At 46.0% G+C, this 12,512-nt stretch carries 8 protein-coding genes; 3 read left to right on the forward strand and 5 right to left on the reverse strand.

From position 1 onward, the window contains the following. Positions 1-50: 50 nt before the first annotated feature. Positions 51-1,430 carry a PhoH family protein gene (locus L1D37_RS19355; RefSeq protein WP_239848845.1) on the reverse strand — a complete coding sequence of 460 codons (1,380 nt, stop codon included), beginning with the start codon at positions 1,428-1,430 and terminating at the stop codon, positions 51-53. A gap of 467 nt (positions 1,431-1,897) precedes the next feature. On the opposite strand from L1D37_RS19355, the gene rapA reads away from it, so the two are divergent. Then, the gene (rapA, locus tag L1D37_RS19360; RefSeq protein ID WP_239848846.1) at positions 1,898-4,807 is read left to right on the forward strand and encodes an RNA polymerase-associated protein RapA; all 2,910 of its coding nucleotides are present in this window, start codon (positions 1,898-1,900) and stop codon (positions 4,805-4,807) included. 91 nt (positions 4,808-4,898) lie between these two features. Here the strand turns inward: rapA and L1D37_RS19365 are convergent, their stop codons facing one another. After that, a complete protein-coding gene (locus L1D37_RS19365) occupies positions 4,899-6,176 on the reverse strand; it encodes a divalent metal cation transporter (RefSeq protein WP_123306216.1) in 1,278 nt (425 codons plus the stop codon). A 158-nt stretch (positions 6,177-6,334) separates the two neighbouring features. On the opposite strand from L1D37_RS19365, the gene L1D37_RS19370 reads away from it, so the two are divergent. Next, a complete protein-coding gene (locus L1D37_RS19370; protein ID WP_239848847.1) occupies positions 6,335-7,069 on the forward strand; it encodes a pseudouridine synthase in 735 nt (244 codons plus the stop codon). Positions 7,070-7,106: 37 nt separating this feature from the next. Beyond that, entirely contained in the window at positions 7,107-8,069 is a 963-nt protein-coding gene (locus tag L1D37_RS19375) for a D-2-hydroxyacid dehydrogenase (protein WP_239848848.1), read from the forward strand. Between the two features lie 82 nt (positions 8,070-8,151). Here the strand turns inward: L1D37_RS19375 and L1D37_RS19380 are convergent, their stop codons facing one another. The 3 genes from L1D37_RS19380 to L1D37_RS19390 all read right to left on the reverse strand — a co-directional run bounded on the left by L1D37_RS19380 (position 8,152) and on the right by L1D37_RS19390 (position 12,500). Beyond that, a complete protein-coding gene (locus tag L1D37_RS19380) occupies positions 8,152-8,589 on the reverse strand; it encodes a universal stress protein (protein ID WP_017630727.1) in 438 nt (145 codons plus the stop codon). A 107-nt stretch (positions 8,590-8,696) separates the two neighbouring features. Further along, the gene (locus L1D37_RS19385; RefSeq protein WP_239848849.1) at positions 8,697-11,276 is read right to left on the reverse strand and encodes a TRAP transporter permease; all 2,580 of its coding nucleotides are present in this window, start codon (positions 11,274-11,276) and stop codon (positions 8,697-8,699) included. A gap of 255 nt (positions 11,277-11,531) precedes the next feature. After that, positions 11,532-12,500 (reverse strand): TAXI family TRAP transporter solute-binding subunit, encoded by a 969-nt coding sequence (locus L1D37_RS19390; protein WP_017630725.1) that lies wholly within the window; start codon positions 12,498-12,500, stop codon positions 11,532-11,534. Positions 12,501-12,512: the final 12 nt, after the last annotated feature.

Here is a 12,512-nt window from a genome sequence, read left to right on the forward strand (position 1 = left end):
TGAGGCGCTTTTTGTTTTTAGATTACTGATTCAGTGAGCGTATAGAGTCACTACATGTTCTCTTCAGCAAACTCTGCCAGTCGGCTACGTACCACGCCATTGAGGTGGATATTGGCACTGCCTTCGAAGTTTTTAAAACGCTCAACCATGTAGGTTAAGCCCGAGGTCACAGGGGTTAAGTAAGAAGAATCTATCTGCGCTAGGTTACCTGAGCAGACAATCTTGGTCCCCTCACCACAACGGGTGATGATGGTTTTGATTTGTGATGCGGTGAGGTTCTGACACTCATCGAGAAGCACAAACGCATTCTGAATTGAACGGCCACGCATAAAGTTGATCGATTTGAACTGGATGTTGGCTTTGTCACAGATGTATTTCATTGACCCTTCGGTGCAGTGGTCATTCTTGTGCAGCGCTTCGAGTGTATCGGTCACCGCGGCCAACCAAGGCAACATCTTCTCTTCTTCGGTACCCGGAAGGAAACCAATCGACTCACCAATGTCGGGCGTGTTTCGGGTTACGATGATCTTATCGAACTGTTTACGTTCAATAGTTTGTTCAAGCGCAGCGGCCATAGCTAACAGTGTCTTACCACTACCTGCCGCACCAGTGAGGATGACAAGGTCAATATCGGGGTCGAGCAGGGCATCGATCGCCATACCTTGATAGACGTTTTTGGGTGTGATGTCCCACGCTCTGCGATTCATCAGTCTTTCACGACTGAGGTCTCTAAGCGTGATGCTTTCTGGTTCAATCTCTTCGACTCGAGCAGCAAAGTCACTCTCTTCGTCAATTACATATTGGTTGAGGAACGTAGGTTCGAATGGTTCTCTTGCTAAGGTGTGCAGCGTCTTGCCACCTAAACTTCTGCTCTCGACATTGTCGATACCATCCCAAAAGGAACCTTCCAGTTGCTGAAAGCCTTTGGTGAGGTATTGGATGTCATCGATCAGTTGGTCTGTTTGGTAATCTTCAACGAAACGAACACCAGCGCCTTTTGCTCGTAAGCGCATGTTGATGTCTTTGGTGATGAGAACCACTTCGCGTGGCGCGCGTTTGTTTTGAAGATAGAGGACTGCGTTGAGGATTCGGTTATCGCCAGCTTTGTCGTCGGCGAAGGCCTTGATGCTTTCTTGAAGTTCGTAATCAGCGAGTATTGAAATACTGCCAGAGGCGTTAATGTCTTTAGAGAATGGAATGCCTTCCGATATTTGGTCTGGTGTGGCTTCCCTGAACAGATCTTCGAGTGTTCGAATCGCAATTCTTGCATCTCGAGCAACGTCTCTTTTACTGTCTTTGATTCTGTCGAGTTCTTCTAGCACAGTCATGGGGATAACGACATCGTGCTCTTGGAAAGAAAATATAGAGAAGGGTTCGTGAAGTAGGATATTGGTGTCTAAAACAAATAGCTTCCGGTTGGTCTCGCCCATAGCATCTCCTTGCCGACGTGCGGCTTGCCTTGCATTCATTGAACGTAGATAAAGCTCATATAAAGATTAGTATCTGATTCTGGTGATAGTCAACTACTCACCTAAACTTCATCTAGAGGAATACCACCATATCGCTGTCGATGAATATGGCGTATTCGTTTGAGAGCAGCAATCTGCTACCTATAGATTAACCATGATTTTTTGACAGTTTGATTGCACTGGCGAAAACAGAAAAAAAGCACGAAATCATCTCCTTTAGGCGTGACCTAAATCACAGCATCGAGTAAGATTAGCGACCTTTTTCTGCACCATTTTCTCGAGATATTTATTATCTAGAGCGCACTTAAAAAGTGGCTGCAAACTAGGCATTTTTGGCTATATTTTTAGTTCGGGAGCGATAATGCTCTTGTTCAAAATTGCAGTTAAAAAAGACCAAATTCCAACTATAAGATTGAGGTAGTCGATTCATGACATTTGCTTTGGGGCAACGCTGGATAAGCGATACGGAGAGCGATTTAGGTTTAGGTACCGTTGTAGCAATGGATGCTCGCACAGTGACACTAATGTTTGCAGCGTCAGAAGAAAATCGTGTCTATGCACGTACTGATGCTCCCGTAACCCGAGTAACGTTTAATGTAGGCGATGTCATCGAATGCCAAGAAGGTTGGTCTCTGTCTGTCGAAGAAGTTATCGAAGACAAAGGGCTGCTAACCTACTTAGGTACTCGCGAAGATACCCAAGAAACAGAAGTCGCTCTGCGTGAAATCTTCTTAAGCAATCAGATTCGCTTTAACAAGCCACAAGATAAACTGTACGCAGGTCAAATCGACCGTATGGATAATTTTGTGTTGCGTTACCGCGCGCTAAGCAATCAATACCAACAACACAAGAGCCCAATGCGCGGCCTGTGTGGCATGCGTGCTGGCTTGATTCCTCATCAGCTGTACATCGCTCATGAAGTAGGTCGTCGTCACGCTCCGCGTGTTTTACTTGCTGATGAAGTTGGCCTAGGTAAAACCATCGAAGCGGGTATGATCATCCACCAACAGGTGCTGTCTGGTCGTGCTGAACGCATTCTGATTGTGGTGCCTGAAACGCTTCAGCACCAATGGTTAGTAGAGATGATGCGTCGTTTCAATCTGCACTTCTCTATCTTTGATGAAGAGCGTTGTATCGAATCTTTCGCTGAATCAGATAACCCATTTGATACTCAGCAATACGTTCTATGTTCTCTGGATTTCCTACGTAAGAGCCGCAAGCGCTACGAGCAAGCACTTGAAGGTGAGTGGGATCTATTGGTTGTCGATGAAGCGCACCACCTTGAGTGGAGCCAAGACAAACCAAGCCGCGAATACCAAGTTGTGGAAGGCCTAGCTGAAAATACCTCTGGCGTACTACTACTGACAGCAACCCCAGAGCAATTGGGTCGTGAAAGCCACTTTGCACGTCTACGCCTACTGGATCCTGATCGTTTCTACGATTACGAAGCATTTGTTGAAGAAGAAGACCAATACGCACCGGTTGCTGATGCTGTAACAGCGCTATTCTCTGGCGTGAAGCTTGAAAACAGTGCGAAGAATCAGATTACTGAACTGCTTTCGGAGCAAGATGTAGAGCCTCTATTCCGCGTTATCGAAGGTGATAGCAGCGAAGAAGAGCAAGCACTGGCTCGCCAAGAACTAATTGATAACCTTATGGATCGCCATGGTACTGGCCGTGTTCTATTTAGAAACACACGTGCTGCAATCAAAGGCTTCCCTAAGCGTAATGTAAACCTACTGCCGATGGATATTCCAACGCAGTATACAACCTCGATGCGTGTATCGGGCATGATCGGTGGCAAGATGGCACCAGAAGCTCGTGCAATGAAGATGTTGTATCCAGAAGAGATCTTCCAAGAGTTTGAAGGTGAAGACTCAAGCTGGTGGCAGTTCGATTCACGTGTTAACTGGTTGATTGAAAAGATTCAAGATAAGCGCAGCGAGAAGATCCTAGTGATCGCATCACGTGCAAGTACGGCGCTTCAACTAGAGCAAGCACTGCGTGAGCGTGAAGGTGTGCGTGCAACCGTATTCCACGAAGGCATGTCGATTCTAGAGCGTGATAAAGCCGCGGCTTACTTTGCTCAAGAAGAGGGCGGTGCTCAGGTTCTGATCTGTAGTGAAATTGGCTCTGAAGGTCGTAACTTCCAGTTCGCTAATCAACTCGTGATGTTCGATCTTCCGTTCAACCCAGACTTGCTTGAGCAACGTATTGGCCGTTTGGACCGTATTGGTCAGCTGCGTGACATCGACATTCATGTCCCTTACCTAAAAGGTACATCACAGGCGATTCTAGCGCGTTGGTTCGATGAAGGTTTGAACGCATTTGCAGAGACTTGCCCAACGGGTCGCACGGTTTACGACAAGTACTCTGATGTACTGATTGAAATGCTGGCTTCTGGTAATACAGATCAGCTTGATGAAGTGATTGAAGAGTCTGCCAAACTAAATCAAAGCCTAAAAGCGGATCTAGAAAAAGGCCGAGATCGCTTGCTAGAGATGCACTCAAACGGTGGCGACAAAGCGCACGAAATTGCAGAGAAGATTGCATCGACTGATGGCGATACTAACCTAGTAACGTTTGCACTGAGCCTGTTCGACACGATTGGTTTGAACCAAGACGACAAAGGTGAAAATGCGCTAGTTGTGACACCATCTGAGCACATGATGGTACCAAGCTACCCTGGCTTACCTTACGAAGGAGCAACCATCACGTTCGACCGTGATACAGCCCTTTCTCGTGAAGACATGAACTTCATTAGCTGGGAGCATCCAATGATTCAAGGCGGTATTGATCTGCTATTGAGCGAGGGTGTGGGTGCGTCAGCGGTATCATTGTTGAAAAACAAAGCGTTGCCTGTTGGGACTATCCTGCTTGAGCTGGTTTACCTTGTGGATGCGCAAGCACCGAAACGCAGCGGTATTAGCCAGTTCCTACCTAAGACACCGATTCGTTTGATGATGGATGGTCGTGGTAACGATCTATCTGCTCAGGTTGAGTTTGATAGCTTTAACCGCCAGCTAAGCCCTGTTAACCGTCACTTAGCGAGCAAGCTAGTGAACTCGGTACAAGGCGAAATTCACAAACTAATCGAAGCGGGTGAGACGCATGTATTGCCTAAGGTTGAAGAGGTGCGTCAGCAAGCTCAAAAAGATATGCAAACTAACTTGAATGGTGAGCTAGAGCGTCTACAAGCGCTTAAAGCGGTGAACCCTAACATTCGTGATGAAGAGCTAGAGGTCATCGAAGCTCAAATCAATGAACTGACAGGTTACATCAGCAAAGCTCAAGTTCAGTTGGATTCATTACGCTTGATTGTGGTTTCTCACAACTAGTTTGAATTAGCGAAATGCTTCAACGAAATAAGGCCTTCATGATGAAGGCCTTATTTTTATCTTGTGTTTTTAAATGGTAATTATGGAGGAATTACATTAACCACTTCCACCAAACAAATACCGCTAGGAAACCAAATAGGTAAACAAGACCCGCTACAGACAACCATTTTAACTTGGTGCCAATCGCTAGCGCTTCAGGAAGCTTGGCTTTGTTTACCAAAATGAAGTTAAGCAGAGCGAAGAACGGTGTCGTAGCAAAAGCTAACACCATTGCAAAATCCAACATTGGCATCAATGCTGCGCTAAAGAACATAACAATCGCTAATGCCGCGATAGAGACAATGATGATCCAGCCTTGCAGCATGCGTGGGCTCGACTCTTTTTTGAACAACAGACGTTGTGATTCCGCAAGTACACGTGAGTAGCCGTCGATAACCGTAATCGTACTGCCAAAGATACAGAAGAAAGCAATGATGGCGATGAGCGGACGAGACCATTCACCAATCGTGGAGGCGTAGATACCCACCAATTGATGAGTGAAACCAACGCCAGAGCGAGATAGTTCAACACCTGAACCGTGAAGTACCAGCGCACCTAAAGCCACGAATACTAAAGCAAGCAGCGCCGTACCAATGTAGCCGACGTTAAAGTCGAACAGCGCTGATTGAGCTGTGACTTCTTGCTTCTCTTTTTGGCTTTTTAACCACATAGAGGTGATGCTAGAAATTTCTATAGGTGCTGGCATCCAACCCATGGTCACGACGATAAAGCCGATAGCGGCCAACGACCAAGGTGATGGCGGAACAAAAGCCGCATCAGGTTCAACAGGAGAGCCAATAGCAATCGCGACAGCGGCTAGAGTAGTGATCGTAAGGATCGCCATGATTGCCTTCGATAATGTATCAAGAGCACGATAGTGGCCTGCAAATAGAATGATCAAGCAGGTTGCTAAAACGATCATACATAATGTGCTGGTGGCTAATTCGAAAGGAACAAAGTAGCTAAGTAGGCTTGCACTGAATAATAGCAAAGCAGCCGTGTTCACGACGGCGGAAATGGCGCTCAATATTGAAAAGATCACAAGGTATGGGCGACCTAGATTAGAGTAGCCCTCAACCAAGCTTTGGCCTGTTCCCAATGTATATTGGATACCGGCTCTAAAGAATGGGTATTTAAATACGTTAACCAGAATAATAAGAGCGGCGAGCTGCCAGCCATAAATCGCACCAGCTTTGGTCGAGGCAACTAAATGTGAGCCACCTACAGCTGCTGCGGCCATCATGATACCTGGGCCAAGAGACTTGATTAAACTTGATAGGGGAGCAGAGGTTTGTGTTTTTTCGGTGGTTGTTTTAACCGTACTTTCCATCATTTTTCCTTTGATGCTGACTTCTTATTTTCCGTTACCCTATCAATACCATGTTTTGTAAAGTCGTCAACTTTTATGTACGAAAATGTTGGGGATTGTATTTAATAATAAACAAACCAACCGTGAATTATTTATTCACCAGTAATTAAGAGGCTTCAATGGCGTTAGAACAGTACACACCACCACGTGAACCGTGGATCGACATTGTCTATCAAGATGATGATATTCTTTTGGTGAACAAGCCAGCTGGCCTACTTTCAGTGCCGGGAAGGTTGCCAGAGCATTACGACAGTATGTGGAGCCGGTTGGTTGACGAGTTTGCTGATATTCAAGTCGTGCATCGCTTGGATATGTCGACATCGGGCTTGATGCTGTTGGCTAAACACAAACAAGCTGAGCGGCATTTGAAGAAGCAGTTCCAATATCGACTGACACATAAGCTCTATTACGCACGAGTGTGGGGGGCAGTAGAGGAAAAAGAAGGGCTCATTGATCTGCCACTCATTTGTGATTGGCCGAATCGTCCTAGGCAGAAAGTGTGTTTTGATGACGGCAAGCCATCACAGACTCGTTATGTGGTAGAGCAAGTAGAGGCTCAAACCACCTTATTGAAGTTACTGCCGATTACTGGCCGCTCTCATCAGTTGCGTGTGCATTGTATGGAAATTGGGAATCCAATTGTGGGCGACGAATTTTATGCAACGCCTGAAGCTTTTGAATATAGCGATCGTCTGGCTTTGCATGCGTCTGAATTGAGCTTCTATCATCCAGCTAACAACCAACTGTTCAAAGCCTTTGTCCCTTGCGAGTTTTACCCTCAAGCGTCACCACAAATTGAACAGCACTTTGAAATTGCGCCAGAGCTTCCAGACTACAGTAAGCTAAAAGCTTAGAATAAGAGCAACCAATCGACTTATCCAAGGAAGTACAATGCCGAAGCTGAAAGTGGTCTTTCTCGACCGAGCCACCATCCCATCTCAAATCAATTTAAAACCGCTTAGCTTTGAACATGAATGGATTGAATATGATTTCACGACTCCCGAGCAAGTCTTAGAGCGAGTTGAAGGTGCCGATGTCGTGATCACCAATAAAGTGGTGCTCAATGAATCGAATTTGGCTCAAGCACATCAACTTAAGCTGATCGCGGTTTCAGCGACAGGTGTGAACAATGTCGATGTGGAATACTGCAAGAGCAATAATATCGCGGTGGCTAACGTACAGGGTTACGCGACTCAATCTGTTCCTGAGCATGTAATTGCAATGCTATTTACGTTAAAGAGAAGCCTTGTCGGCTATCACCAAGATATTGAAGCGGGAGAGTGGCAGAAGGATAAGCAGTTCTGTTTCTTTACTCATCCGATTCAAGACGTGGCGGGCAGCACATTGGGCTTGATGGGCAGTGGTAGTTTAGGGCAAGCAACCGCAATATTAGCTAAAGCGATTGGTATGAAGGTCATCTTTGCTGAGCGAAAAGGGGCAGATTCTTGTCGAGAAGGCTATCTGCCTTTTGAAACTGTATTGCAGCAAGCGGATGCGATCAGCCTACACTGTCCTTTGACTGAAGTGACCCTAAATCTGATTTCGGATCAAGAGCTAGCAATGATGAAACCAAGCGCGGTGCTGATCAATGCGGGGCGTGGTGGATTGGTCGATGAGCAAGCCCTAGTTGAGGCTTTGAAAAACCATGAGATTGCCGGAGCGGGTATGGATGTGTTCACACAAGAGCCTGCAGATAACTCAAATCCACTATTGGCCAACAGCCACTTACCTAACTTACTACTGACACCACATGTGGCGTGGGGCAGTGACAGTTCCATTCAAAAGCTGTCGGATATCTTAATCGATAATATTGATGGGTTTATCGCGGGTCGCCCGCAAAACATAGTGAATTGATTAAAGCTATGTAGCATGAGTTAAAACAAAAAAGGTTGGCTTGTAGGCCAACCTTTTTAGATCGTTATGTTGATTAAATGACTTAACCTTGCGGCTTAACAACCAATACATTGATTGGTGAGTTCTGTACCACTTTGCTCGCAACAGAACCAAGCACAACTTTGTCGATTTTCGAACGCTTATGGCTAGGCATCACAATAAGGTCGGCGCCAAGCTTTTCTGCGTAATCAAGAATCGTCGCGTAAGTTTTACCTTCAGCAACGTGAACCTTATATACCACTTCATCATCGATGTGTTTGTCGGCAAACTCTTTCAGCTGATTTTTAACATCGAGCTTCATTTGGTTCGCTGCATCTTTCGGGAAGTAAGACGCTACCATCGACATGTGAATGCCCGGTAGTACGTTCAGAATGTGAATCTCAGCATTACTGTGTTTTGCGTGCCATACCGCTAGCTCGACAGCTTTGTCAGAAAAGCCTTTGTCGTTAAGATCAACGGGAACAAGGATTTGTCTATACATGTATTCGTCTCATTTTAAGCAGCGCCTAGTGCTTACCAAGCGCTGTCATTATCTTTTCCATGTAATAAAAAAGCCAAATAGGGTTGAGCACTACTTGGCTCTATCCATTACGCGCTAATCTCATCCTTACGAGCACGTCTTCTTTGGTTCATCGCTAAACCAATCAAAATCAGTAGGGCAGGCAAGAATACCCACTCTTTCATCGGTCGATCTGCGTCTTGGATAACTGATTTAATTTCCCAATCAAAGTCAATGCCGGCTGCTTCTGCTGGGCTGCCAAACTCAACCATATCAACAATCATCTTGTTGTCGGTTTGTGTCAGCATTAGGCCCATTGAAGCAATACGGTCTTCACTTGTTTTCGCAGAATCTTCAAATGGAAGGCGAACTGTCTTCTCAGAATAGTTACCTTCTAAGTTTTCGCCACCTACTCTCAATTCAAGTGATTGTCCCACAGATAGATTTTCTGTGATTTGAGCGATCTCAACTCCAGGTGAAAGAACTTTCTCTGGATAGATCATGTCCCACCAGAAACCTGGGCGGAAGAAAGAGAAGGTCAGAACGATAAGTAGAATCGTTTCCCACCACTTGTTCTTCGTGAACCACCAACCTTGTGTCGCTGCTGCAAAGATAAGTACCGCAGTCACAGAGGAGAAAATCGTCAGCGCTAAATGCCACCAAGAATCAATACCCATCAACAGGAGTTGGGTGTTGAAGATGAACATAAATGGCAGAATTGCGGTACGAATATCGTAGGTAAAGCCTTGAATACCCGTACGAATCGGATCTGATTTCGCAATCGCGGCTGCAGCAAACGCTGCGAGACCAACCGGAGGCGTATCATCGGCAAGAATACCGAAGTAGAACACGAATAAGTGCACAGCAATCAGTGGGATGATAAGACCGTGCGCTGCGCCTAGGGTCACGATTACCGGCGCCATCAGCGTCGATACAACGATGTAGTTTGCTGTGGTTGGTAAGCCCATACCTAGGATCAAGCTGATTACCGCAGTGAATAGCAGCATAAGAATGATGCTACCGCCAGAGATAAACTCAACGAAATCAGTCATTACTAGGCCGATACCTGTCAGAGTCACCACGCCTACAACCGTACCTGCAGCAGCTGTCGCTACACCGATACCGATCATGTTACGCGCGCCTGAAACCAAGCTCTCTGCTAGGTCAACGAAACCGGCTTTAGTTTGCTCTGCAAGATCGTCAGATTTGTTCATCAGAGTCATTAAAGGACGCTGAGTGATCAAGATAAAGATCATGAACACTGTTGCCCAGAATGCAGACAGACCTGGAGAGAAACGTTCAACCGTTAAACACCAGACTAGCACTACGATAGGCAGTAGGAAGTGCAAACCAGATTTAATCGTTGGACCTGGGTCCGGAACTTCTTTCAGGTCTGCATCGATTTCCATGCCGCCTTCAGCTGCGTATTTTGCTGATACGCGAACCAAAGCAACGTAAGCGATTAATAGCGCCACAGTTACGATAGGTGTTGCCGCATCGCCAAACACATCTTTCGTCCAACCCACACCGTAGTAAACCGCGGCACTGATAACACATAGACCTAAAATGGTGCCAGTGAAAGACAGTAAGCTTTGTACGATAGTTGGTGTGTGACGACGAGGTAGGCCTGTCATGCCTGCTTTACATGCTTCTAGGTGAACAATGTAAATCAGAGCGATGTAAGAGATCAGAGCTGGCAGTAGCGCCGCCTTAATTACTTCTACGTACGAGATGCCCACATACTCAACCATCAAGAATGCCGCTGCACCCATGATAGGTGGTGTTAGTTGACCGTTGGTTGAAGCCGCTACTTCTACTGCACCAGCTTTCGTACCCGGGAAACCAACACGCTTCATTAGCGGGATAGTAAAGGTACCTGTGGTTACCACGTTTGCAATAGATGAACCTGATACCAGACCCGATAAACCAGAGGCTACAACGGCTGCTTTTGCTGGGCCGCCTTTCATGTGACCAAGCAGAGAGAATGCGACCTTGATGAAGTAAGCACCAGCACCAGCACGTTCTAGCATTGCACCAAACAGTACAAACAAGAATACAAATGACGTTGATACGCCAAGAGCTACACCGAATACACCTTCCGTTGTTAGCCACAGGTGAGACATTGCCTTGTTCAGGCTCGCACCTTTATGGGCGATAACGTCTGGCATGTGTGGACCGCCAAAGGTGTAAAGTAGGAATACTGCCGCCACAACCATAAGAGGTGGACCTAAAGCGCGTCGTGTTGCTTCAAGCAGTAGAACCATACCGAATACAGCAGCAACAATATCGAATGTTGTTGGAGCACCAGAACGGCCAGCAAGTTCAGTGTAGAAAATATAGATATAAGAAGCTGAAAAACTACCGACTAGCGCCAATATCCAGTCGACTGCTGGGATGCGATCCCGAGGCGAGTTCTTCATGGCTGGATAAGCGGTAAAGGCTAGGAAAATAGCGAACGTAAGGTGAATTGCTCGAGCTTCAGTGTCGTTTAAAATTGCGAAGTTAAAAATGAACGGCAGCGGAGATGCATACCAAAGTTGGAACAGTGACCAACATAGAGGCACAAACCATAAAATACGGCCTTGGATACCGCGAGGGCTACGCGCACCAGTGTCTGATTGTGCCACCATTTCTTGCACATCTGGAGACGGTGATGTTGTCTGCGTCATGTACTTTATCCTTATTATTGATGGTCTGCCTTTCTTACGAACAACGAGACGTTATTTATTTCCTATCTAGTGTAGTGAATGGATAGGGAAATGCGTTTGTTTGTTCGTCTTTGTCTTAGGCTTGATACGAAGGTAAGTTCGCCAAATTGGAGAAACTTAAAGGTCTGCTCTTTTCACTTAAGTTATTTTTATAAAACGTGAAAAGCCAATAAGGAGGGCTAGCCTCCTTATTGGTGTAGTAGGCTTAAAGTAGAATTACTTTAGAAGGCCCACTTCTTTGTAGTATTTTTCTGCACCTGGGTGTAGAGGGATTGAGATACCCGCTTTAACCATGTCTTCTTTCTTCAGGTTAGCAAATGCTGGGTGTAGGCGTTTGAAAGTGTCAAAGTTTTCAAATACTGCCTTAGCAACGTTGTATGCAACTTCTTCAGAAACGTCTGAAGTAGTTACCATAGTTGCTGCAACACCAAAGCTGTTTACGTCAGCGTCTGTACCACGGTACATGCCAGCAGGAACCGTGCTGTAAGCGTAGTATGGGTTTTCAGCTACGATCTTGTCGATCTGTGGACCTGTTGCTGAAACCAGCTTTGCATCACAAGACGTTGTTGCTTCTTTGATTGATCCGTTCGGGTGACCAACCATGTAGATGAATGCATCAATCTTGTTGTCACAAAGTGCTTGTGAACGCTCAGAACCTTTAAGCTCAGAAGCTAGTTTGAAGCTGTCGTTTGTCCAACCCATAGCGTCCATTACAACACCCATAGTTGCACGGTCACCAGAGCCTGGGTTACCAATGTTTACACGCTTACCTGCAAGGTCAGAAACATTGTTGATGCCAGCATCGGTACGAGCGATGATGTTGAACGGTTCTGTGTGTAGAGAGAACATAGCGCGAAGTTTCTTGTATTCGCCCTGATCTTTGAACTTACTTGTACCGTTGTAGCCGTGGTATTGCCAGTCCGATTGAACAACACCGAAATCTAGTTCACCAGCACGGATGGTGTTAACGTTGTAGATTGAACCACCAGTAGACTCTACAGAACAACGAATGTTGTGGTCTTTGCGGCCCTTGTTCACTAGCTTACAAATCGCACCACCAGTTGGGTAGTAAACACCCGTAACTGAACCAGTACCAATCGTGATGAACTCTTGAGCGTTAACTGCGCCAGCGCCCATTACAGCAGCTGCAATAGCACCAACTTTAATAAGTTTGGTAAATGCCATGAATTTCCCTTC

Origin of the sequence: Vibrio sp. Isolate33, from assembly GCF_022397895.1 — a bacterium.
GTDB classification, from domain to species: Bacteria; Pseudomonadota; Gammaproteobacteria; order Enterobacterales; family Vibrionaceae; genus Vibrio; species Vibrio pomeroyi.

Bases quoted from the DNA above. Each gene is read 5' to 3' on its own strand.
- L1D37_RS19355 (WP_239848845.1), bottom strand. From the start codon at position 1,430: ATGGGCGAGACCAACCGGAAGCTATTTGTTTTAGACACCAATATCCTA.
- rapA (WP_239848846.1), top strand. From the start codon at position 1,898: ATGACATTTGCTTTGGGGCAACGCTGGATAAGCGATACGGAGAGCGAT.
- L1D37_RS19365 (WP_123306216.1), bottom strand. From the start codon at position 6,176: ATGGAAAGTACGGTTAAAACAACCACCGAAAAAACACAAACCTCTGCT.
- L1D37_RS19370 (WP_239848847.1), top strand. From the start codon at position 6,335: ATGGCGTTAGAACAGTACACACCACCACGTGAACCGTGGATCGACATT.
- L1D37_RS19375 (WP_239848848.1), top strand. From the start codon at position 7,107: ATGCCGAAGCTGAAAGTGGTCTTTCTCGACCGAGCCACCATCCCATCT.
- L1D37_RS19380 (WP_017630727.1), bottom strand. From the start codon at position 8,589: ATGTATAGACAAATCCTTGTTCCCGTTGATCTTAACGACAAAGGCTTT.
- L1D37_RS19385 (WP_239848849.1), bottom strand. From the start codon at position 11,276: ATGACGCAGACAACATCACCGTCTCCAGATGTGCAAGAAATGGTGGCA.
- L1D37_RS19390 (WP_017630725.1), bottom strand. From the start codon at position 12,500: ATGGCATTTACCAAACTTATTAAAGTTGGTGCTATTGCAGCTGCTGTA.